The organism is Bradyrhizobium sp. SK17 (genome assembly GCF_002831585.1).
GTDB lineage: Bacteria > Pseudomonadota > Alphaproteobacteria > Rhizobiales > Xanthobacteraceae > Bradyrhizobium.
The window spans coordinates 2,805,910-2,828,488 of the sequence record NZ_CP025113.1 but is presented as its reverse complement, the minus strand read 5'-3'; the positions used below and the strand labels follow the sequence as shown (position 1 = coordinate 2,828,488).

At 64.9% G+C, this 22,579-nt stretch carries 21 protein-coding genes; 9 read left to right on the top strand and 12 right to left on the bottom strand.

Annotated features, from left to right (window positions below; translation table 11 throughout):
• Positions 1 to 50 precede the first annotated feature (50 nt).
• A complete protein-coding gene (locus CWS35_RS13185; RefSeq protein ID WP_080891094.1) occupies positions 51 to 1,034 on the bottom strand; it encodes an AraC family transcriptional regulator in 984 nt (327 codons plus the stop codon).
• A 321-nt stretch (positions 1,035 to 1,355) separates the two neighbouring features.
• On the opposite strand from CWS35_RS13185, the gene paaG reads away from it, so the two are divergent.
• Both paaG and paaZ read left to right on the top strand, forming a co-directional pair.
• The gene (gene paaG, locus CWS35_RS13180; protein WP_024583013.1) at positions 1,356 to 2,147 is read left to right on the top strand and encodes a 2-(1,2-epoxy-1,2-dihydrophenyl)acetyl-CoA isomerase PaaG; all 792 of its coding nucleotides are present in this window, start codon (positions 1,356 to 1,358) and stop codon (positions 2,145 to 2,147) included.
• A 114-nt stretch (positions 2,148 to 2,261) separates the two neighbouring features.
• Complete coding sequence (gene paaZ, locus CWS35_RS13175) at positions 2,262 to 4,289, top strand: phenylacetic acid degradation bifunctional protein PaaZ (protein WP_100956318.1); 2,028 nt, start codon at positions 2,262 to 2,264, stop codon at positions 4,287 to 4,289.
• A 4-nt stretch (positions 4,290 to 4,293) separates the two neighbouring features.
• On the opposite strand, the gene CWS35_RS13170 is transcribed toward paaZ, so the two are convergent.
• The gene (locus tag CWS35_RS13170) at positions 4,294 to 4,953 is read right to left on the bottom strand and encodes a TetR/AcrR family transcriptional regulator (protein ID WP_100952128.1); all 660 of its coding nucleotides are present in this window, start codon (positions 4,951 to 4,953) and stop codon (positions 4,294 to 4,296) included.
• A 220-nt stretch (positions 4,954 to 5,173) separates the two neighbouring features.
• A complete protein-coding gene (locus CWS35_RS13165) occupies positions 5,174 to 5,956 on the bottom strand; it encodes an alpha/beta fold hydrolase (protein WP_100952127.1) in 783 nt (260 codons plus the stop codon).
• A gap of 146 nt (positions 5,957 to 6,102) precedes the next feature.
• On the opposite strand from CWS35_RS13165, the gene CWS35_RS13160 reads away from it, so the two are divergent.
• Complete coding sequence (locus CWS35_RS13160) at positions 6,103 to 6,549, top strand: MarR family winged helix-turn-helix transcriptional regulator (RefSeq protein WP_100952126.1); 447 nt, start codon at positions 6,103 to 6,105, stop codon at positions 6,547 to 6,549.
• A gap of 569 nt (positions 6,550 to 7,118) precedes the next feature.
• Complete coding sequence (locus CWS35_RS13155) at positions 7,119 to 8,531, top strand: FAD/NAD(P)-binding protein (RefSeq protein WP_100952125.1); 1,413 nt, start codon at positions 7,119 to 7,121, stop codon at positions 8,529 to 8,531.
• Here CWS35_RS13155 and CWS35_RS13150 read toward each other — a convergent pair.
• Both CWS35_RS13150 and CWS35_RS13145 read right to left on the bottom strand, forming a co-directional pair.
• Positions 8,528 to 9,325: a MetQ/NlpA family ABC transporter substrate-binding protein gene (locus CWS35_RS13150; protein ID WP_100952124.1), complete on the bottom strand. Its 798-nt coding sequence runs from the start codon at positions 9,323 to 9,325 to the stop codon at positions 8,528 to 8,530. The two genes, CWS35_RS13155 and CWS35_RS13150, sit on opposite strands and share 4 nt — an antisense overlap.
• A 33-nt stretch (positions 9,326 to 9,358) precedes the next feature.
• Complete coding sequence (locus tag CWS35_RS13145; RefSeq protein ID WP_100952123.1) at positions 9,359 to 10,684, bottom strand: O-acetylhomoserine aminocarboxypropyltransferase/cysteine synthase family protein; 1,326 nt, start codon at positions 10,682 to 10,684, stop codon at positions 9,359 to 9,361.
• Between the two features lie 88 nt (positions 10,685 to 10,772).
• Between CWS35_RS13145 and CWS35_RS38970 the strand changes: the two genes are divergently transcribed.
• Entirely contained in the window at positions 10,773 to 11,027 is a 255-nt protein-coding gene (locus tag CWS35_RS38970) for a hypothetical protein (RefSeq protein WP_157817137.1), read from the top strand.
• Between the two features lie 57 nt (positions 11,028 to 11,084).
• Complete coding sequence (locus tag CWS35_RS13140) at positions 11,085 to 12,485, top strand: LLM class flavin-dependent oxidoreductase (RefSeq protein WP_100952122.1); 1,401 nt, start codon at positions 11,085 to 11,087, stop codon at positions 12,483 to 12,485.
• A gap of 45 nt (positions 12,486 to 12,530) precedes the next feature.
• Here the strand turns inward: CWS35_RS13140 and CWS35_RS13135 are convergent, their stop codons facing one another.
• The 6 genes from CWS35_RS13135 to CWS35_RS13110 are packed head-to-tail and all read right to left on the bottom strand — an operon-like array spanning position 12,531 to position 17,928.
• On the bottom strand, positions 12,531 to 13,307 hold the full coding sequence (locus tag CWS35_RS13135) for a MetQ/NlpA family ABC transporter substrate-binding protein (protein WP_100952121.1): 777 nt from the start codon (positions 13,305 to 13,307) through the stop codon (positions 12,531 to 12,533).
• 29 nt (positions 13,308 to 13,336) lie between these two features.
• Positions 13,337 to 14,131 carry a MetQ/NlpA family ABC transporter substrate-binding protein gene (locus CWS35_RS13130; RefSeq protein ID WP_100952120.1) on the bottom strand — a complete coding sequence of 265 codons (795 nt, stop codon included), beginning with the start codon at positions 14,129 to 14,131 and terminating at the stop codon, positions 13,337 to 13,339.
• A 21-nt stretch (positions 14,132 to 14,152) separates the two neighbouring features.
• Positions 14,153 to 14,818: a methionine ABC transporter permease gene (locus CWS35_RS13125; protein ID WP_024583003.1), complete on the bottom strand. Its 666-nt coding sequence runs from the start codon at positions 14,816 to 14,818 to the stop codon at positions 14,153 to 14,155.
• Positions 14,808 to 15,932: a methionine ABC transporter ATP-binding protein gene (locus CWS35_RS13120; RefSeq protein WP_168226320.1), complete on the bottom strand. Its 1,125-nt coding sequence runs from the start codon at positions 15,930 to 15,932 to the stop codon at positions 14,808 to 14,810. The genes CWS35_RS13125 and CWS35_RS13120 overlap by 11 nt, the downstream gene beginning before the upstream one ends.
• A 50-nt stretch (positions 15,933 to 15,982) precedes the next feature.
• Entirely contained in the window at positions 15,983 to 16,303 is a 321-nt protein-coding gene (locus tag CWS35_RS13115) for a ferredoxin family protein (protein WP_100952119.1), read from the bottom strand.
• Positions 16,300 to 17,928: an FAD-dependent oxidoreductase gene (locus tag CWS35_RS13110; RefSeq protein ID WP_100952118.1), complete on the bottom strand. Its 1,629-nt coding sequence runs from the start codon at positions 17,926 to 17,928 to the stop codon at positions 16,300 to 16,302. Before CWS35_RS13110 ends, CWS35_RS13115 begins: the two co-directional genes overlap by 4 nt.
• 314 nt (positions 17,929 to 18,242) lie before the next feature.
• On the opposite strand from CWS35_RS13110, the gene CWS35_RS13105 reads away from it, so the two are divergent.
• Positions 18,243 to 19,583, top strand: a complete 1,341-nt coding sequence (locus CWS35_RS13105) for an LLM class flavin-dependent oxidoreductase (RefSeq protein WP_100952117.1) — start codon at positions 18,243 to 18,245, stop codon at positions 19,581 to 19,583.
• A gap of 5 nt (positions 19,584 to 19,588) precedes the next feature.
• On the opposite strand, the gene CWS35_RS13100 is transcribed toward CWS35_RS13105, so the two are convergent.
• Positions 19,589 to 20,683: an LLM class flavin-dependent oxidoreductase gene (locus tag CWS35_RS13100; RefSeq protein ID WP_100952116.1), complete on the bottom strand. Its 1,095-nt coding sequence runs from the start codon at positions 20,681 to 20,683 to the stop codon at positions 19,589 to 19,591.
• A gap of 304 nt (positions 20,684 to 20,987) precedes the next feature.
• On the opposite strand from CWS35_RS13100, the gene CWS35_RS13095 reads away from it, so the two are divergent.
• Together CWS35_RS13095 and CWS35_RS13090 are read left to right on the top strand one after the other, a co-directional pair.
• Positions 20,988 to 21,854 (top strand): ABC transporter permease subunit, encoded by an 867-nt coding sequence (locus CWS35_RS13095; RefSeq protein ID WP_371682846.1) that lies wholly within the window; start codon positions 20,988 to 20,990, stop codon positions 21,852 to 21,854.
• Positions 21,851 to 22,576, top strand: coding sequence for an ABC transporter ATP-binding protein (locus CWS35_RS13090; protein WP_100952115.1), 726 nt, complete (start codon positions 21,851 to 21,853; stop codon positions 22,574 to 22,576). Before CWS35_RS13095 ends, CWS35_RS13090 begins: the two co-directional genes overlap by 4 nt.
• The last annotated feature ends 3 nt before the right edge of the window (positions 22,577 to 22,579 follow it).

Sequence of the window (22,579 nt, the reverse complement as noted above, 5' to 3'; positions counted from 1 at the left end):
GCGACACGACTATCAGCAGAAAATCCTGCTTAAGGGAGACGAAATTCTCATCAGGCGCGCCGCGGCACGGCGCGGATTTCCGACGGCGTCGCGCCGTAGTGGCGGCGGAACGTGCGGTTGAAATAGGAGAGATCGCCGAACCCCACCTCGAACGCGATGGTGCCGATGGTGCTGGTGGTCCGGCTCGGGTCGTTCAACAGCCAATACGCACGCGCCAGGCGCTGGCCAAGCACGAACTCCGAGAAGGTCGAGCCGGCGCTCTCGAACAGCCGCTGGATATGACGCGGCGTCAGCTTCAATCGCGCCGCCACTGCCGGCAGCGTGAGGTCGCCATAGCTGAGATTCTTGCGGATGTCGGCCTTGACCGCCGCAAGCCGCGCCGCCGCCAATCCGCGATCCTCGGCGACGACCGTTCCATCCCGGTTGGCGCCGATGATCAGCGCCCCGAGATCGGTGAGATGCGTAACCACAGCGCCAGCCAGTTCGGGCGTCGCAAGCTGATAGCCTTCATCGAGCTCCCTGACATAGAACGCGAGCAGGCGCAGCGCTTCGCTATTGGCCGACAGGGTCCGCATCATCATGTCTTCGGGCGCGGAGCCGAGCGAGGCCAGCGCCTTGCGTGGCAACCGAAGGCCGAAGAAGCGGCTCGGCGACAGTGTGGTGGCCATGTCGCCTGCCTCCGCGGCCGACATCAGTACCGCCTGGCCCGGACTAAGTTCGATGTCGCGGCCGCGTTGCGACGCGCTGACCTGACCGCTCGTGATGATCGTCAGGACGAAGTCGTCCTTGCCGTCGGTCAACATCGCGCGCGGCCGTGCGATCCGCAGATTGCTGCAAGCCCAGGATCCGATGCCGAGCCCCGGCAGTTCGCGCACATTCGCCTCGGCGTGAAACGCGCCATCGGTGATCGGCTCCGGATCGAGCTTCACCATCATCCGCCCGATCTGCTCCCGGAAGATCGGCAGGCGCTCGCGCTCGCCGAACTGGGCGGTCGAGAACCGGAACTCGGTGATATCCGGCGACTGCATTGTCATCGGCTGATCCTCATGGCGGCGGGAGGTCGCCGGTCATATGCGGCCGATTTGTGGCGTCACCACATCGATGATGCGGTAGCACGCACGACAAAACGCATCTCTCGCTGGTCTCATCGGCCACCAGGCGATCGAGCGCACGGAACCGTGCTTATGCATGCATTTTAGTGCAGCAGGCCGGTAACGGCGGAGACCCGGCGGGCCTCCAGGTGCATCGCAGGTGATCGTGCGGATATTCATAATTGACTGACCGGACGGTCAATAGTAATTCAGCACCAGGGCGCCGCGACCTTCGGTCAACAGAAGCCACAACGGGAGGCACTCATGGCCAACGATCTGGTGTTGACCGATATCCGCGCCGGATATCGTGTCCTGACACTCAACAGGCCCGACCGCCTGAATTCCTTCAGCGTCGACCTGCATTCCGCATTGATGGCCGCGCTGATCGCGGCCGAACAGGACAAGTCCTGCCGCGCACTGATCCTGACCGGAGCCGGACGCGGCTTCTGTGCCGGACAGGATCTTTCTGACGGCGTCTTCACCCCGGGCAAGACGCCGGATCTCGCAGCAACAATCGAAAAATACTACAACCCGCTGGTGCGCAAGCTCCGCAGCCTGCCGCTGCCGGTGCTGTGCGCGGTCAACGGCGTGGCCGCGGGCGCCGGCGCGAACGTCGCCCTTGCCTGCGATATCGTGATCGCCGCGCGCTCGGCCAAGTTCATCCAGGCCTTCGCCAAGCTTGGTCTCGTGCCGGATAGCGGAGGCACCTGGTTTCTGCCGCGGCTGGTCGGCCGCGCACGGGCGCGCGCCTTGGCGATGCTCGCCGAGCCGGTCTCCGCGGAACGCGCGGAAGCCTGGGGCATGATCTGGAAAGTGGTCGAGGATTCCGAACTGATGACCGAGGCCCACGCCCTCGCCGCCGCGCTCGCGACGCAACCGACCGATGGACTGGCGTTGATCAAGCATGCGCTGGACGCCTCCGAGACCAACACGCTCGACGCACAGCTCGACCTCGAGCGCGACTTGCAAGGACGCGCCGGCCGATCGGCTGATTACGCCGAAGGCGTCACCGCCTTCCTTGAGAAGCGCGCGCCGCGCTTCACCGGAAGGGCCTGACCCGCGAGTTGCACGTTCCGTCGGCAAGCAAGACGCATCATTGATCACAAGTCAAAGGGTTCAACTTCGATGACACAGCCTGACACCAGCAATACGCGGACAGTGGACGACATCATGAAGCTCGACAGTTTCGTCCGCGGCAAGTGGGCCGGTGCCGGCGAACCCGCGGTCGAGATTCACAGCGCCGTGAGCGGCGACGTGGTGGCAGTTACGACCAGGAGCGATCTCGACATGCGCGAGATCCTCGCCTACGGCCGCACGGTCGGCGGCAGCAATCTCCGCAAGCTGACCTTCCACCAGCGCGCGGGCCTGCTGAAGGCGCTGGCCGACTATCTCGGACAGCACAAGGACCGGCTTTACAAACTGTCTCTCCATGCGGGAGCCACCCGCACCGACGCGATGATCGACGTCGACGGCGGCATCGGCACGTTGTTCGCCTATGCCGGAAAGGGGCGCCGCGAGCTTCCGAACAACAAATTCCTGCTCGACGGCGGCGTCGAAGGCCTGTCCAAGGGCGGCGCGTTCGCCGGCCAGCATATCGTCACCCCGTTGCGCGGCGTCGCCGTGCACATCAATGCGTTCAACTTCCCGTGCTGGGGCATGCTGGAGAAGCTGGCGCCGGCACTGCTCGCCGGCGTTCCGGTCGTCACCAAGCCCGCGACCGTCACCGCCTATGTCGCCTATGAACTGGTGCGGATGATCACCGAATCCAGGATGCTGCCTGATGGCGCGCTGCAATTCATCGTCGGCTCGACCGGCGACCTGTTCGAGCATCTGACCTGCCAGGACGTGGTGTCGTTCACGGGCTCCGCCGACACGTCGCAGAAATTGCAGCGGCATCCGGCCATTGCGCGGGAAGCCGTGCGATTCATCGCCGAGCGGGACTCGCTCAATGCAGCGATCCTCGCGCCGGACGCCGTGCCGGGGAGCCCGGAGTTCGACCTCTTCATCAAGGAAGTGGCGAAGGAGATGACGGTCAAGGCCGGTCAGAAATGCACCGCGATCCGCCGTGCGTTGGCGCCGGCAGCGCAGGTCGATGCCGTGATCACGGCGCTGCGCGACCGCCTGGCAAAGGTCATGATCGGCAATCCCGCAAACGACAAGGTGCGGATGGGACCGCTGGTCGGGCTTGGCCAGCGCAGCGACGTGCTTGCCCATGTCGCGAAGCTGCGCACCGAGGCCGATCTGGTCGCCGGCGATCCCGACAATTTTGCGCTGGTCGATGCCGACGCCAAGCGCGGCGCCTTCGTCCCGCCGCTGCTGTTGCATTGCGCCAACCCGGTCGCGGCAACCGCGGTGCACGAGATCGAGGCGTTCGGTCCGGTCTGCACCGTGATGGGCTATGACGATCTGGACCAGGCCATCGCGCTGACCAATCGCGGCGGCGGCAGCCTCGTCGCCTCGGTCTACACGCACGATATCCCGACCGCGACCGAGCTTGCATTCGGCATCGGTAGTTTCCACGGCCGCGTCGCGATCATCGATCGCGCTTGCGCCGTCGAGCACACCGGACACGGTTCGCCGATGCCGCAGATGGTGCATGGCGGCCCCGGCCGCGCCGGCGGCGGCGAGGAATTGGGCGGCGTCCGCAGTCTCCAGCACTACATGCAACGCACCGCGCTGCAAGGCTCGCCGGCGATGCTGAGCGGCGTCACCGGCCGCTGGTTCAAGGGCAGCCCGGTGCTCGAGGGCGACCTGCACCCGTTCCGCTATCACTATGACGATCTCGAGATCGGCCGCACACTGGTCTCGAAGGCGCGGCAGATCACGCTCGACGACATCGAGCACTTCGCGCATTTCACCGGCGACACCTTCTACGCCCACATGGACGAGGAGGCGACCAAGGGGCATCCGTTCTTCCCCGGCCGCGTCGCCCATGGCTATCTGCTGCTGTCGTTCGCGGCCGGGCTGTTCGTCGATCCGGACTATGGACCGGTGCTGGCGAATTACGGCCTCGACTCGCTGCGTTTCGTAAAGCCGGTCCAACCGGGCGAACAGATCCAGGTGCGGCTGACCGCCAAGGAGAAGACGCCGCGCAACAAGCAGTATGGCGAAGTCCGCTGGGACGTCGAGATCACGACCGGCACCGGCGAGACCGCGGCGACCTACGAACTGCTGACGATGAACGCGATGCGGGCGTAGGCTTTCAGCTCAGGACAAAGCGGCCTGCCGGGCTCCGGCCGGCCGCTTTCGTCTTGCCGCGCGGCCGGGCGACCGCCGCCTCTTCCGCACCGGCCAGCACCAGCTGCGCGACGAAATCGGCATAGTCGGCGCGTGTCATCGGCCCGCCCTCGCGAAACCACATGTAATGCCAGTTCAGCATGCCGAAGACGCTCATCGTCAGCGGCTTGAGGACGCGCTTCTGCTTCGCCGCAGGGATTGCGGCCGCCAGCGCATCCGACATGATCCCGACCAGGACGCGTTCGCTCGCCAGCAGCGGCTGCTGCTTCTCCTTCGGCAGCAACTTGAGACTTGCGATCTGGACCTGATGCTCCGCGTCGGCATGCCTGTAAAGCTCGAGTAAGGTCGCAACGATCGTCCTGAAGCGCTCGACCGGATCGCCGGCCGCGGCACTCGCCTTGCGCACCGCATCCACCAGCGTCTCGAGGTGCGACGACAGGATGTCGAACAGGATCGCTTCCTTGTCGGGATAATAGTGATAGAGCAGCGCCTTCGAGACGCCGCACGCATCGGCGATGGTGTTCATCGACGTGCCGACATATCCCGATGCGGCAAACAGCTCGGCTGCGCGATGCAGCATCGAGAGGCGCTTGTCGTCGTAGTCCTTGGCGCGCGATCGGGCCATATCTCTCCATTCCACCGGCCGGCATCCGGCCTGTCGTCCAAATCAATCAGGCCGCGGCCATTTATCGACCATCCGGTCAGGCAATTCTATGGCGCATTTGGCATGGCGCCCCGTCTTTCGATCAAGCCTTGCTCACCGCGTGTTCCGCGAGCGGCGCAAACACGCAAGCTCCCCGAAAGCAGTGGCGCAATCGGGGAGCTCGGATCAAGGAATAGGCGCGTTACTTCTTGCCCTCACTGGCGTCCTTGGCGGCCTGCTCGATGACGGCCGCGACAGCTTGCGGCTGCGAGACGTAGATGGCGTGGCTGCCGGCCTGATCGACGGTCTTGGCGCCGGCGCGCTTGGCCATCATCCGCTGGGCGTCGACCGGGATCATCTTGTCGTTGGTCGCGACCAGGTACCAGCTCGGCTTGCTCTTCCAGGCCGGCACTGTCACTTCGCCGTTCAGCGCGGCAACGCCCCACGGCACCTGCGAGTCGGCCATGAACGCGGCGACATCGGGCTTCACGTCGGCGGCAAATGACGCGGCGAACTTGGCGCGATCGAGCGACAGGAAGCCGTCCTTCGGCGGCAAGATCGGCGGCACCGGCGCGCCGGGCGGAGGATTGGCGATCAGCTTGCCGACCGATTCACCCTGGTCGGGCGCGAATGCAGTGATGTAGACCAGCCCCGCGACCTTCAGGTCGGTGCCCGCCTCAGTGACCACGACGCCACCATAGGAATGGCCGACCAGGATGACGTTGCCATCCGCGGCAGCGATGGCGCGCTTGGTGACGGCGACATCATCCGCCAGCGTGGCGGTCGGGTTCTGGACGATGCTGACCTTGTAGCCGTCTTTCTTCAGAATCTTGTAGACGCCTTCCCATCCCGAACCGTCGACGAAACCGCCGTGGACGAGCACGATCGATTTGATGGGAGCGGATTGGGCGTGAGCCGCGGGGATGGTTGCAGAGGCGAGGCCCAGCGACGCTGTGGCGGCGAGCAATTTGGTGGTGATCGACATGGAAGTCTCCTGATGTTTATATCGCGATAATCTTTATTGCAATAATCATCTTGTAACTGAAGCCGATTTACCTGTCTAGCTATTTTTTATCGCGATAACTATTTTTGTGGTAAGGTACGGTAACAACGAAAGAAAGGCCCCCTGCCATGCCTGCCCCGGGACCAATTCCGCTGGATAGCCAGCTCTGTTTCTCGCTCTATGGAACGACCATCGCGATCAACCGCGCCTACAAGCCGCTGCTCGACGACCTCGGCATCACCTATCCGCAGTACCTCGTGCTCAGCGTGCTCTGGGAGGCGGACGGACAGATGATTTCCGCAATCGCCGACCGGCTTGCGCTCGAACCCAGCACCATCACTCCGCTGGTCAAGCGGCTTGAAGCCGCCGGCTTTGTCGAGCGTCGGCGCAGCACGGACGATGAACGGCAGGTCGGCGTCCATCTGACCGCCAGCGGCAAGGCGATGCAAGCGCGCACCGGCTGCTTGACCGATACCTTGCTTGCGCGTTCCGGCCTCACAGTGGATGAGCTGATCTCGCTCAACAAGCGCGTCCAGGCGCTTCGTGATGCGCTGATCGAATCCGGTGCCCGCTAGTCGCGATCGCAGGAGCATCGGAACACGACGAGGCAGCACTGCGACTTCCGATCGGATGGATCGAGGCCCGGCTGCGCGGGAAAGACTTTTTCTCGGTCTGCTTCGCCGACAAAATGAGTCTGTCGCAGAACCGATCGCTGCGCAGCTTTGATTGCAAAGTTGCAATCGCGCGCGACATTCGCTCACGAGCGCCAGAAAGCCATGCTATCCTTCGTGAAACCTGCAACGTGAAGGAGGTTCCATGCGGCGAACATCTTCTTCCTGGCTCCACGCTTTCGGCCTGATGACCCGGCGATTGCAGGCATGGCGGCGGAAGCTCGCGCGATCCGCTACAGCCGAGGGACGCGACAACCTGCACGAACTCTTTCTGTTCGGCCCTCACGGTTAGCGGCGATTTCCGCATCGACCTATCCAAGATCGACCACTCTGCGTTCGGAAGTGGTCTGACTCCAGGGCCCGGCATCAGCCTTCCGTCACCGTAGCTGATACCGCATATCGCGTGCGTTCGACGGCAGCAAGCGCCGGCCATCGCGATTTCGTGCGGGCCGGCCGATCGGCGGAGCGACAACATGACCGGTGCGCGTGGGCGGCAAGTGCTCATTGTCGGCGGTGGCGCCAGCGGCGTGATGCTGGCCTACCAATTGCTCCATCAGCCGAGCCGCACCGCCGCAACTCGCGATCTTCGCGTGACGCTGATCGAGCAACGTCCGGACATCGGACGCGGCATCGCCTATCACACCGGCAATCCCGATCATCTGCTCAATGTGCGCGTCGCCAATATGAGCGCCTTGCCGGATCAGCCGGACCACTTTTGGCGCTGGTTGACGTCGCGCTCAACCGACGCTCCGGTGTGCCCGGATCCCTATTGCTTCGTGCCGCGGCGGATCTACGGCGACTACATCGCGAGCCTGCTCGAACAGCAAATCTCCGATCCGTCCGACGCAGAGCGTCTCTCGATCGTGCGCGGCACCTGCGTCGAGATCAACGAGGGCCCGGCCGGCGTATCGGCCGTGCTGGACGATGGCCAGTCGCTGTTCGGCGACACCGTCGTGCTCGCGACCGGGCATGACATGCGGGCCAGCCGTGCGGCCTTTGCCGATCCATGGACGCCGCCATCGGCTGCTCCGATCGATCCCGATGCGACCGTGCTGCTGCTCGGTACCGGACTGACCATGGTCGACTACGTCCTGTCGCTGCTGCGCGACGGACACCGCGGGCCAATCGTCGCGATGTCACGGCGCGGCCTGCTCGCCAAACCGCATCGGCGCACCGACGCCCAGCGCATCGAGGAGGCCGATGTGCCGTTCGGCGCCGGTATCAGCAGCCTACTGCGCTGGCTCCGCAGCCGAATTGAGCGGACCACGGCCGAGGGCGGCGACTGGCGCAGCGTGATCGACGGACTCAGGCCCTACACGCAACGGCTGCGGCAGGAGCTTCCGCAAGCGTCGAAGCGCCGCTTCCTCGAACACGCGCGCGCCTGGTGGGACGTACACCGGCATCGGATGGCGCCGGAGGTCGAAGCCCGCGTGACCCAGGCGATCCTTGCGCGGCAACTTACCTTGCTGGCCGCCAAGGTGATCAGCATCGCGCCGGATAACGATGGAGCTCGTGTCCATTATCGCCGGCGCGGCGATGCCAGGATCCACAGCATGCAGGTAGGCGCCGTCGTCGACTGCACCGGCATCGTCAAGGATCCGCGTGCCACGCCCAATCCGGCGGTACGCAGCCTGTTCGATCGCGACCTGGCGCGCGTCGATCCGCTTTGCATCGGTATCGAGACCGATCGCGATTGCGCGATCATCCGTCGCGACGGCGCGGTGTCGCGCCGCCTGTTCGCAGTGGGGCCGCTGACCCGCGCGGCCTTCTGGGAAATCATCGCCATTCCCGACATTCGCAACCAGTGCGCTGCGCTGGCCGCGCGGCTCGCCGACAGCGAGGGCGAGCCGCACGCCGAGCCCCGCCAGGAACGCGCCGAAGTCTAGCTGCTGAAACCCGCCGGGATGAATGCCGGCAGCTTCTCCTCGATGAAGTGCTTGACCTCGGGCGAGTTGAAGACCTGGATGAAGGCCTTCAGCCGCGGATCGTCCTTCTTGTCCGGTCGCGCGGTGAAGCGCAGCACGAGACCATCATCGACCGTGCGGTCGATCACCAGCGCCGACTTCGGATCGCCACCAGCCGGGATCAGATAGGTGATGTTGACGAGCGCCAGTGTGACGTCGTCGAGCGAGCGATAGGTCTGCGCCGGATCGAGCTCGACGATCTTCAGGTTCTTCGGGTTGTCGACGATATCGAACCGGCTCACCGAAAAGCCCTTACCCGGCGCCAGCTTGATCAACCCGGCACGCTCGAGCAGGATCAGACCACGCGCACCGTTGAGCGGTTCGTTCGGGATCGCCACGCTATCGCCGGACTTGATCTCATCAAGCGACTTGATCTTCCTCGAGAACAGCCCGACCGGCGCGATCACGCCGACCTTGTCGACCTGGACCAGGTTGAAGCCGCGCTGCTTGTTCTGGATCGCGAGATACGTGGCGTGCTGGAACAGATTGGCGTCGACATCGCCGCTGTTGACCACCTCGTTCAACGCGACCCAGTCCGACAGCTCGACGATCTTGACGTCCTGGCCCTTGTCCTTGGCGAGCTTGGCAGCAAAGGTCGCCAGTTGGCCGACCGGCCCCGCGCTGGTCGCGATCTTGAGTGGTTCGTCCGCGACGGCAGCCGCCGTCATTGCAAGCAGCAGGCCAGCCGCCTGTGCCAGGCGCAACAATGTCTTCATGGTCTCGGTTTCAACTCCGTCTTCAGGGATCGATCAGGCCGCCTTGCGGCCACTGTTGCCAGCCTCGGCCTGCGCCAATGCCTGGGTAAGGTCGGCGAGGATGTCGTCGGGATGCTCGATGCCGACCGAAAGCCTGACGTAACCGGGCGTCACGCCCGCTGCGAGTTGCTCTTGGGAGTTAAGCTGCTGATGAGTGGTCGACGCCGGATGGATCGCCAACGACCGCGCATCGCCGATATTGGCGACGTGATAGAACAACTTCAGCGCATCGATGAAACGACGGCCGGCCTCGACGCCGCCCTTCAGCTCGAAGCCGACCAGCGCGCCGTAGCCGCCATTGAGATAGAGATCGGCACGGCGCCGATTCTCGCCGCTTTGCAATCCCGGGAAGATCACATGCGAGACCGCGGGATGCCGCGCGAGATAGTTCGCCACCTTGATCGCGTTCTCATTGTGCTGGCGCAGCCGCAGCGGCAGCGTCTCCAGCCCCTGGATGAACTGGAAGGCGTTTTGCGGCGCGAGCGCGGCACCGAGATCGCGCAGCAGCTTGACGCGGGCGCGCAGGATATAGGCGATCGGGCCGAGCGGCTTGGCCGCCTCGGTCCAGATCGCGCCATGATAGGCATCGTCCGGCTGCGTCAGCAGCGGAAAACGCTCGGCATGCGCCGCCCAGTCGAAATTACCGCCATCGATGATCGCGCCGCCGATCGACGTGCCATGGCCGCCGATATATTTCGTCGTCGAATAGACCACGATCGCCGCACCGTGCTCGAACGGACGCGCGATGAGCGGGACCGCCGTGTTGTCGAGGATCAGCGGCACGCCGAGCGCGCGGCCGATATCGGCGACTTCCCTGATCGGGAACACGTTGAGCTTGGGGTTCGGCAGGGTCTCGGCGAAATAGGCCCGGGTCTTCGCGTCGGTGGCGCGGCGGAAGTTCTCCGGATCGGACGGATCGACGAAGCGCACCTCGATGCCGAACTGCTTCAGCGTCTGCGAAAGCAGCGTCCAGGTGCCGCCATAGAGATCGGTCGATGAAACGATGTTGTCGCCGGCCTGCGCGACGTTGAAGATCGCATACGCCGTCGCCGACTGTCCGGACGCCACAGCCAGCGCGCCGACGCCACCTTCCAGCGCGGCCAGACGTTCCTCGAATGCGTCCGCGGTCGGGTTCTTGATCCGCGTGTAGATCTGCCCGATCGCCTCGAGCGCGAACAGCCGCGACGCGTGATCGGTATTCTCGAACTGAAAGGACGTCGTCTGATATATTGGAACAGCCACCGCACCCGTTGCCGGATCCGAACGGTACGATCCGCCGTGCAGGGCCAGCGTCTCGAGATTCTTGGTTTCGACCGGCATTCGAAATCTCCTGAAATCATCCAGCGTCAGATGTCATCAATGATGCACAGCAGCTTCAGCCGCTGTCGAGACGTCCGGGAAAATAGCGATGGGCGTGCTGGCGCGCCGCGATGTGGCGTCGTTAATCTTTCAGGCCATGCGTTCAACACATGATATTTATTTCGCTGCATCGGTGGATCGACAGCGTGACGCGCGTCCGACGGATCAGGTACGCAGATCGTCACCCGATGTTCCGCGCAATCCGCTGTCCTTACGATGCGTCGATGGTGAACAAACCAAACTCTGCTGCGCTGGCAGAACGACGGAGCACGTTTTTGATCTGGCCTCGCCGAATAGAAAATAAAGCCCCGCGGACGACGTGATAAATCACCGTTCCGTCCTCAACTGCCGGAACAGCGCGATGACCCGACCGAGAGAACTTCGCTTCAATGCGTTCAACATGATGGCGCCGAGCCATAACTGGGCCGGCCTGTGGTCGCATCCGCGCGACACCTCACTCGACTACAACACACTCGATTACTGGGTGGACTATGCCCGAACGGCCGAGCGCGGCCTGCTCGACGGCATCTTCCTCGCCGACGTGTTCGGCATCTACGACGTCTACGGCAACAGCCCCGAGACCGCGCTGCGTCACGCCGTTCAGTTGCCCAACGCCGAGCCGACCTTGCTGGTCTCTGCGATGGCGCTGGTGACAAAACATCTCGGCTTCGGCATCACGTCCAACCTCACCTACGAACACCCTTACCAGCTGGCGCGCCGCTTCTCGACACTCGATCACCTCACCGGCGGGCGGATCGGCTGGAATATCGTCACCGGCTATCTCGACAGCGGCGCCCGCGGCATGGGCCTTGAAGCCAATCGCGTCCATGACGAGCGCTACGAGGCGGCCGAGGAGTTTCTCACGGCGAGCTATCACTTGTGGGAAGGCAGTTGGGAGGACGGCGCGGTCCGCCGCGACCGGACCTCCCGAATCTTCACCGACCCGGCCAGGATCCATCCGGTGCGGCATCACGGCCGCCATTACACCGTCGACGGCATTCACCTTGCCGAACCGTCGCCACAGCGCACGCCCCTGCTCTATCAGGCCGGCACATCGAAGCGCGGCCGCGCGTTCGCCGCAAGGCACGCGGAGGCGATCTTCCTTAACGGCCAGACCAAGCCCATTCTGGCCCGCTCCGTCCACGAGATCAGGGAGGCGGCCCGGGAATTCGGACGCGATCCCTATGACATCCGCCTGTTCGCCGGCGCGACCGTGATCGTCGCGCCGACGCGCGCCGAAGCCAACGATCTGCTCGAGGAATATGCCGCGCATGTCGATCAGGCCGGCCAGCTCGCGTTGCTGTCCGGCTGGACTGGCATCGATTTCTCGCACTATCGCTCCGATCAGGCGGTGCAATATGTCGAGAGCAATGCGATCCAGTCGATGGTCGAGAATTTCACCTTGCGTAGCGACCGGCCGGTCAAGGTCGGCGATCTCGCAACCCTGAGCCGGGTCGGCGCACGCTCGCCGTTCGTGGTCGGCTCGCCTCAGGATGTGGCCGACGAGTTGATCGCCTGGGTCGACGAAACCGACGTGGACGGCTTCAACCTGTTCCGCCTCGTGGCTCCGGAATCACTGACGTCGTTCGTCGATCTGGTCGTGCCCGAACTGCAATCCCGCGGGGTCTACAAGACCGCCTACCGCGAAGGCACGCTCCGCGAAAAGCTGTTTCCCGGGCGCGGCCCCCGTCTCGACGCCACGCATCCCGGCGCCGGCTTCCGCCGCGCGTCGACGACCGCACGCGCCGACGCGGCCGAATAGAGCCGTTCGGATGCCTCATCGCCGACGGGCACCCGATGCCCGTCGTTACCATGTCGCGATATAGGTACTCTTGAAGCGCTTCTCGAGGAACGCCTTCACCTCGTCGGAATGGTAAGCGTCGACCAGCTGCTTGACCCAGGGCTTGTCCCTGTCCTCCTCACGGACGGCGAGGATGTTGACCCAAGGACCGTCGGCCGCCTCACGGGCAATGGCGTCAGTGGACGGATTGAGCCCGGCCTGAACCGCATAATTGTTGTTGATCGAAACCAGGTCGACGTCCTGTAGCGCGCGCGGCAACTGCGCGGCATCGAGCTCGACGAAGCGCAGCTTCTTCGGATTGTCGCTGATATCGGCGATGGTCGAGGCGACGTTGTTGGGGTCCTTCAGCTTGATCACGCCGTGCAGCGCCAGGATCATCAGCCCGCGCGCGCCGTTCGACGGATCGTTGGCGATCGCGACCTTTGCGCCGTCGGGCAGGTCCGCCAGCTTCTTGTACTTCAACGAGTAGACGCCCTGCGGCGAGGCGATCGTATTGGCGACCTTGACGATCTTCCAGCCGGTCTTCGATATCTGGTTCCTCAGATACGGCTCGTGCTGGAACGAATTGGCCTCGAGATCTTTCAGCGCCAGCGCCTGGTTCGGGATCACATAATCAGTGAACTCGACCACCTTGATGTCGAGCCCGCGGCCGGCCGCCACTCTCTTCACCACGTCCAGGACTTCGGCATGCGGCCCGGCCGTGACGCCGACACGGATGGTCTCGGCCCTGGCGGCGCCGGTCAATAGCGCCGCCGCGGCGATCACGGTCATCACAATACGCATCTGTCTTTCCTCGGCAGTTGAATCGGCGATTACCAGCTCGGCAATACCGCGCCCTTGAACTTGGTCAGGACGAATTCCTTGATCTCGGGCGTGTGGTAGCTATCGACCAGGATCTTGACCCACGGCTTGTCCTTGTCGGCGGCGCGCACCGCGATCAGGTTGACATACGGTCCCTTCGGATCCTCGCGCAGGATCGGGTCCTTGACCGGATCGAGCCCGGCCTGGGTCGCGTAGTTGGTGTTGATGACCGCGGCATCGACATCGTCGAGCGCGCGCGGCGCCTGGGCCGCGTCGACCTCGATGAACTTCAGCTTCTTCGGATTGTCGGTGATGTCGACGACGGTCGGCTTGAACCCGACGCCGTCCTTCAGCTTGATCGCGCCCTTGTCGCGCAGCAGGAGCAGCGCGCGGCCGCCATTGGTGGGATCGTTGGGAATCGAGACCTTGGCGCCATCCGGAATATCGGCCCAGCCCTTGTGCTTGCGCGAATAGACCCCGATCGGGAAATTCACCGTCAGTCCGACCTGCTCGATCTTGTAGCCGCGATCGGCCTTCTGGTTGTCCAGATAAGGTTGGTTCTGAAACGAGTTGGCCTGGATGTCGCCGGCGTCGAGCGCGGCGTTGGGGACGACGTAGTCGGAGAACTCAATGAGCTGAAGATCGAGCCCGTTCTTGGCCGCGATCGGTTTCACCGCCTCGAGGATCTGCGCGTGCGGCCCGGGCGTCACGCCGATCTTGATCGTTTCAGCCGTGGCCGCGGTCGACCAGACCGCGACAATGCTCGTGAGCGCGATAAAGGATCGAAACAACATCTTGGTCTCCATGGATCGGGAATGGTTTGGGGATCAGCGATTGCGCAGCCGGCGATTGACGCGGCGCGCCAGATAGTCGCCGGCGGTCTGCACGGTCTGGACCAGCGCGATCAGAACGACGACGACCGCCAGCATCATCTCGGGCATGAAGCGCTGATAGCCATAACGAATGCCGAGATCGCCGAGGCCACCGCCGCCAACGGCTCCGACCATCGCGGAGTAGCCGAGCAGGCTGACGACCGCGAGCGTCAGGGCGAGCACCAGTCCCGGCAACGCCTCCGGGATCAGGACCTTGAATACGATCTGCAACGGGCTTGCGCCGAACGAGGATGCGGTTTCGATCAGGCCGGCGTCGACCTCGCGGATCGCCGCCTCGACCAGGCGGGCGATGAACGGTGTCGCGGCGATCGTGAGCGGCACGATCGCGGCACCCGAGCCGATCGAAGTGCCGGCGATCAAGCGGGTGAACGGAATGATCGCGACGACCAGGATGATGAACGGCGTCGAGCGCGCCGCGTTGACGATCACGCCAAGCACGCCATTGGCCGGTGGCGCGGCGAACAACTCGCCCTTCCGGCTGGTCGCCAGGAATATCCCGAGCGGAAGCCCGAGTGCGGTCGCAACCAGTGCGGCGACGGACACCATGAAGAGGCTCTCGCCCGTGGCCTGAACGATCAGGTTGATGAGTTCACGCGACATAGCCGAGATGCTCCACCGGAATTTCATGCTGGGAAAGATAGGCCTGCGCCTGCCTGGCCGCGGCTTCGCCGCCGGGAATGCCCAGGATCAGTGAGCCGACATGCTGCCCGCCGATCTCGTCGATACGGGCCGACAGCAGCGCCACGTCATGCGACAGCTCACGCGACAGGCGGCCCACCGCTTTATCGCCGGCTTCGGTGCCCCGCACCTGCACGCGAAGCACCGCCTGACCGCCAGGAACCGGCTGGGACGAGAGCCGGCTTTGCAGCGAGACCGGAACACTATCCCCGATCGCTTCGGACAGGAACGCCTGGGTGACCGGATGCCGCGGATGCGTGAAGATGTCGGCGACGTGCCCGCGCTCGACGACATGACCGCCGTCGATCACCGCGACTTCCTTGGCGAGTTGGCGGACCACCGACATCTCGTGGGTGATCAGCACGATCGTGACGCCGAGCTCGCGGTTGATGTTGGCGAGAAGGTCGAGAATTGCACGGGTCGTCTGTGGATCGAGCGCCGATGTCGCCTCGTCGGACAGCAGCACGTTCGGCCGGGTCGCCAGCGCGCGCGCAATGCCGATGCGCTGCTTCTGGCCGCCCGACAATTCCGACGGATAGCGGTCGTATTTGTCGGCGATGCCGACGAGCTCGAGCAGCTCCGCGACGCGCGTAGCAATATCGGCCCTGGACCAGCCGGCGATCTCGAGCGGGAGCGCGATATTGTCCGCCGCGGTCCGCGACGACAGCAGGTTGAAATGCTGGAAGATCATGCCGATCGACCGCTGCGCCAGGCGCAGCTCGCGGCCGGCCAGCGCGGAGATTTCGCGGCCATCCACGATGACACGACCGGTCGATGGCTTCTCGAGCCCGTTAATGAGGCGGACGAGGCTCGATTTGCCAGCGCCGGAGCGGCCGATCACGCCGGTGATCGAGCCGCGCGGGATCGCGAGGTCGACCGCCTGCAAGGCATGGACGCTCGGCTTGTCGCGGTAGGCCGGATAGACCTTCGAGACGGCTTCGAAGCGGATCATCGCATCGCTTGCGTCCGAGGCGAGCGAGATCGACGGCAGCGGCGCAACTGGCTGCGCCGTCGTCAGGGATTGATGTACATTCATGCAGTCGATCCAATCGGGAGAAGGCCTTGGTCGCCGGGCAACGCCGGGGCTCAATGACCAAACAGCAGATAGCTGCGGTCGATGCCGCGGAGATCGCGCGTCTCATCGGTCCAGCCGACCGCGCGGCGGTAGCTGCCCAGCGTCGCGGTCTGCCGCAGCACGACCACATCGGTCGGACGGGGCTCGTCCGCATAGGGCGAGACGTAGAGCGCATCCTCGGGACAATAGAGCTCGCAGAGGAAGCAGGTCTGGCAATCGCCCTGGCGCGCGATCACCGGCATGCCCTCGGTCTTGTCGAAGACGTTGGTCGGGCAGACATTCACGCAGATGTCGCAGGACGTGCAGCGCTCGGCATCGATGACTTCGATCATTCCGCCGCCTCTGCGTAAGTTGCACCTGCATGCGGCCGGACCGCCGTCCAGACCTCGTCGAGGCCTCCGCTCGTCACATAATGGCGCTGCAGGTCGTCCTGATCGGGATAGTCGTCGCGGCGATGCATGCCGCGGCTTTCATTGCGTGCCAGGGCGCTGCGGTACATCCAGCGCGACGTTGCCAGCATGGCCGCGCTCTCGCGGGCGCGCAGCAGATCATCCTTGCTCGCCGCATCGGCCGCCGTCGCGTCGGCCCACGCCGCATCAAGCCGCGCCAGCGCGCCTTCGAGGCGGGCTCCGTGCCGGAAATAGTTCAGCTCATACGGATAGACCTCGTCCTGCACCGCTCTCGCCAACGTGGCCGGCTCATACGCGCGGCCAGCGCGGCTGCGGAATGCGACGGTTCCGGCAGAGGCCAGGCGTCGACGGCGCACCGGACCGAGCTGCCGAGCATAGCCCGCGGCACCCCATCCAGCCCAGGTCCCCGACGACATCGCCCACGCCGCATTGTGGCTGCCGCCGCCGGTGAACCCGCCGCAGATCAATTCGCGCGTGGCCGCGTCGCCGACGGCATAGAGCCCCGGCACGCTGGTGGCACAGCTGTCATCGACGACGCGAAGACCGCCGGTACCGCGCACAGTCCCCTCGAGCCGCAACGTGACCGGAAAGCGCTCGGTGAACGGATCGATCCCGGTGCGATCGAACGGCAGGAAGAAATTCGGCTGCGATGCCCGCATGTGACGCTGGACATCATCGTCGGCCTTGTCGAGCCGCGCGTAGACCGGCCCCTGCAACAGCGCGCGCGCAATCGCTGATCGCCCGCCTTTGGACGCGGCGCCGGGAACGACACTGCCGTCCTCGTAGCTGAACGTCGCCCAGCCATAGAACAGCGTCTTGGTCACCGAGCCGAACGCCGGCGAGATCGCGTAGGGGTTGGAAAACTCCATGCTGCTGAACTCGGCGCCGACCTCCGCGGCCATCAGGTAGCCGTCGCCGGTCAGCACATTGGAGCCCAGCGTCTTGCTCAGGAACGCGCAGCCGCCGGTCGCGATCACCACCGCGCCGGCACGCACCGTCCAGCGATCGTGCTTCTGCCGGCGCAAGCCGCTGGCGCCCGCGACCCCGCCCTCGTCATCGACCAGCAGTTCGAGCGCCGGACTGTGATCGAGAATGGTGACGCCGGCCTGCTTGGTGCGCTTGCGCATCAGGCGCATGTATTCCGGCCCCTGCAGCGAGTTGCGCTGCGACTTGCCGCTGCCGTCGACAGGGTACGGGTACCCCCAGACAGCCAGCCGATTGCTGTCCGCATAGGTCTGGTCGAGCACGCGCGCCATCCAGCGCCGATCCTGCAAATGGCCGCCCATCTTCTCACGGTTGGCCATCGCGGCCTCGCGCAGCGCCGGATTCGGATCGACATACCAGACGCCGGTGCCGGCCGCCGCGGTGGCACCCGAGGTGCCGCAAAACCCCTTGTCGGCGAGCACGACACGGGCGCCGCGCTCCGCGGCGCTCACCGCCGCCCAGGTGCCCGCCGGGCCGCCGCCGATCACCAGGACGTCGGCGTCCAGTTCGACCGAGCCGTCTGCTGCGGCTCGCCGTTCGGCGCGTCGATCGTTGGTTGTCATCGTCAAGAGTCTCCAGGCGGCGCCGATCGCTTGCGGTGCGCCGCAGCAACATGCTTACGCGCGCGTGCGGCTCTGGCAATTTCAGATATTTGCGCAGACGTGGATGAAGCTTCCCCGGACACGGCGCACGGAAGAATATTCATGCACCGGCGGACCGGACGTTTCGTACGGCCCGAGGGATCAATACGGGAATTGCCTACAAACCTCGCAACAGAGGCGGATATTTCTTTTTGCACGCGTACGCTTACGGTCCGTTTTCCTGCGAGCCGGCAGGCGATATTTCGGACATGACCTCACCCCAATGCGTGGCAGCCATGTCCCATCGTCAGCTTCACCTCAACGTCAACCTGCTGCATTCCGGCGTCTATGCGTCGGCATGGCGGCTGCCCGAAAGCGATCCGCGCGCGTGTTTCGACGTCGGTCACTACGTGCGGGTCGCTGAGATCGCCGAGCGCGGCAAGTTCGATGCGATCTTCCTTGCCGATACGCCGGCGATCACCGACCGCATCGACTATCGATCGTTCATGTCGATGGAGCCGACCATCGTGCTGGCGACGATTGCCGCGGCGACCAGCCATGTCGGGCTGATCGCAACCGCCTCGACCACCTACAACGAGCCCTACAACATCGCGCGCCGCTTCGCGACGCTGGATCTGGCGAGCGGCGGCCGCGCCGGCTGGAACGCGGTGACCACCGCCGATGCGTCAGCGAGCCGAAATTTCGGCCTCGGCACCGTGCTCGAGCACAAGGCCCGCTATGAGCGCGCCAAGGAGTTCGCCGATGTCGTCCATGCGCTGTGGGACAGTTGGGAGGACGATGCTTTTGTCGGCGACAAGGCGACCGCCCGGTTCGTCGACGTTTCGAGGGTCCATCCCATCGCGCATCGTGGCGCGCATTATTCCGTCGCCGGTCCGCTCAACGTGCCACGCTCGCCGCAGGGACGGCCGGTGACCGTCCAGGCCGGCGGCTCGAGCGACGGCCGCGATCTTGCCGCCGCGCAGGCCGAAGCCGTGTTCACGCTGGCGCAGACGATCGAGGAAGGCGCCGCCTATGCGCGCGATCTGCGCGCTCGCGCCGCGGCGTACGGCCGCGCCGGCGATTCCATCGTCATCCTGCCCGGCCTTGCCACCGTCATCGGCAGCACCGCAGCCGAAGCGAAGCGGCGCCAGGACGAGCTGTGGGAGCTGGTGCCGATCGAGTACAGCCTTGCCCGTCTCGCCGGCACCTTGCAGGTCGATCCCGATATCCTCGAGCTCGACAAGCCGCTGCCCGATCCACTGCCGTTGCCGGCCAACGCCAATCAGACCATGTTCCAGGGCACGGTGAACCTGGCGCGGCGCGGCAACCTCACGGTCCGGCAGTTGCTGCGCGCGCTCGGCGGCGGCGTCGGACACCGGATCATCGTCGGCACGCCGGAGCAGATCGCCGATGACATCGAGACCTGGTTCACGGCAGGGGCCGCTGACGGCTTCAATCTGATGCCGGACGTGTTGCCGTCCGGGCTCGAGGTGTTCGTCGATAACGTAGTACCGATCCTCCAGCGACGCGGCCTGTTCCGGACCGACTATGCAGGCACCACCCTGCGCGAGCATTTCGGATTGCCGCGGCCGATCAGCCGCTTTGCGCGGCAGGCAGCAAGCGCGGCAACCGCCTGACGCGGCTATCGCGAGACTGCAATAAGGGATGCAGCCTCGCTCGCCGCCAGCGACGACGCTGTGCGAACGCGCGGAATGATCTCCTTGGCGAAGCGCTCCATCTCGGCCTCGAACGGCTGGAATTGCAGCATGAACAGCTCGATGCCGGCGGCATGGAACGCCCCGATGCGGGCGGCCACCTCGTCATAGCTGCCGACCAGTCCCGCAGCGGTGCCGCCATTGCTGCCGACGCGTTCCGACTTCTGCATGGTCTGCATCATCACGACCTTCGGATCGGTGTTCTGGCGCTGGATTGCCTTGATCGGCGCATCCTTGCGCGACAGAGCCAGCAACCGCTCATAGGCAGCCTGAGCTTCGGCTTGCGTCTTGCGCGCAACGACGAAGGCGGACAGCCCAAACCGTAGCGGCGCCGATGCCCGCGGCCGCACCGCGACGTCGGCAATGAGATTGGCGACATCCTCGAGCGGCTGCCCGTTGATGAACCAGACGTCACCGTGGTCGGCGACCAGCGCACGCGCCGGCTCGGACTCACCGCCGACATAGATCAGCGGCCGCGGCCGATAGAGGCTCGTCGGCCGCAACAGATAGTCACGGACGTCGAAATGCTCGCGCTCGTAGGTCAGCCGTTCGCCCTGCATCAGCCGCGAGACGATCGTGATCCACTCCCGACCATAGGCATAACGCGCGTCGTGCTCGGGAAAGCCGATACCGGCCTTGTCGAGCTCGGGCCGGTTCCAGGCATTGACCAGGTTGATCGCGAAGCGGCCGCGGCTGATGTTCTCGATCCCGAGCGCGAGCTTGGCGAGCACCACCGGGTGATAAAGATAGGGCTTGATGGCGGCAATGATCTCGATCCGACTGGTCAATGCCGCAATGGCCGCCGCAGCGCTCCAGGCCTCGAGCTGGTCGAGATCCTCCTGATGCGGGTTGATCGTGTGCTGCGCGATCAGCGTGGAATCGTAGCCCAGTGCCTCGGCGGCGAGCACCAGATCGCGATTGCGCTCCCACGACGCATCGTATGGTTCGTCCGGATCCTGATAGGCCGCGCGCGAGCCATGGACCAGGGCCCAGATTCCAAAGCGAAGCTGACGTGCCGACATGCCGTGTCTCCGATGTCTCCGGTGTTGCACCGGTGTTTTCGAAGAAGCACGAAGTCAGATCAAGCGACGGCACATCAAAAGATTTTCCTTGCCGCGTCACGCACGCCGATAAATCAGAAAACTCCGGAAGCAACCACAATTGGAAAACCGCTCTATTTCTGTTCGAGGAAAATCGTGGGACAGTTTGCGCGACATCACGACGTGCTCCATTCGTGCGGCGACAGGCCGTCGATCGAGACGATTGATGAGCCGTGTCGCGCGCTCAATGATGTTTGCGCGAGTGACGGACGAGGACGGAATTAACTTGAGCAATCTCGAACAGGCCGCCTCATCGATCGCGTTCGATCCTGCGCAACGCAGCGAACGCACCGTATCGCGATCCCGACCCACCCGCGTCGAGATCGGCCCGCGTGGCATGCTGTTGCTGTCGTGGCTCGCTCCGGCTCTACTTCTGGTCATCTGGGAATTGCTGGCGCAGGCCGGCTGGATCGCGCCGTACGTGCTGCCGGCGCCGAGCAAGGTCGTCCAGACCGCGTTCAAGCTGGCAACGTCGGGGAGCCTGCTCAATGATCTCGGCGTCAGCCTCTTGCGTGCCGGGGCCGGCTTTGCGATCGGCGGCAGCATCGGCTTCACGCTCGGCATTCTGGTCGGCTTCTCGCGGATCGCCGAGGCCGCGATCGACCGCAGCATTCAAATGATCCGCGCGATCCCGTTTCTCGCGGCGTTGCCGCTGGTGATCGTCTGGCTCGGCGTCGGCGAAGCCCAGAAGATCTTCCTGGTCGCGCTCGGCGTTGCCTTTCCAATCTACATCAACACCACGCTGGGCATCCGGCAGGTCGACCCGAAGCTGCTTGAGCTCGGCCGCGTCCAGGGCCTTGGAACGCTGGAGCTGATCCGGCGCGTCATCCTGCCGGGGGCGTTGCCCTCGATCCTGACAGGTGTGCGCTATGCGCTGGCGACCGCATGGCTCGCGCTGGTGGTGGCGGAGACCGTCGGCGCGCAGTCCGGCATCGGCTTCCTCGCCATGGACGCCCGCGAATTCCTGCGCACCGACGTGATCGTGCTGACGATCGTGATCTACGCCCTGATCGGCGTCGCGGCCGACGGCATTGCGCGCGCACTCGAGCGACGATTGCTGGCATGGCATCCGAACTTTGGCGGCGCACGATGACCCTGCACGTCGTTCCCTCTCCGAGCCTGGCTACCCCGGCCGTCGTCGTCACCGGCCTGCATCGCGCCTATGGCGGCCGGGTCGTGATCGAAAATCTGAACTTGCGGATTGAGCGCGGCGAGTTCGTCGTCCTGCTCGGTGAGAGCGGTTGCGGCAAGACCACGCTGCTGCGGGCACTGGCCGGCCTCGATCCGATCGACGGCGGACGCATCACGGCGCCACGCCGGCCAGCGGTCGTGTTCCAGGAGCACCGGCTGCTGCCGTGGGACAATCTGTGGCGCAACGTCGCGCTCGGTCTCAATGCGCGCGACGCCCGCCAGCGCGCCGCCACCGCGCTCACCGAAGTCGGGCTTGGCGCCCGGCTCGACGACTGGCCGCGCAATCTCTCCGGCGGACAGGCGCAGCGCGTGGCACTGGCGCGGGCGCTGGTGCAGGAACCCGAATTGCTGCTGCTCGACGAGCCGTTCGCTGCGCTCGATGCGCTGACCCGCATTCGCATGCACGAACTGGTGCGCGAGCTGGTCGCCGCCCATCGGCCCGGCGTTCTGCTGGTCACCCATGACGTCGACGAAGCCATTGCGCTTGCCGATCGCATTCTGGTGATGCGCGAAGGCCACATCGCGTTCGAGCATCGCATGAAGCGCAATGGCGCTCCTCCGATCGCACGCGCCGATCTGCTCGCAGAGCTCGGCGTTGGCGTTTCCCATTCCATCCCTGCCTGAGGA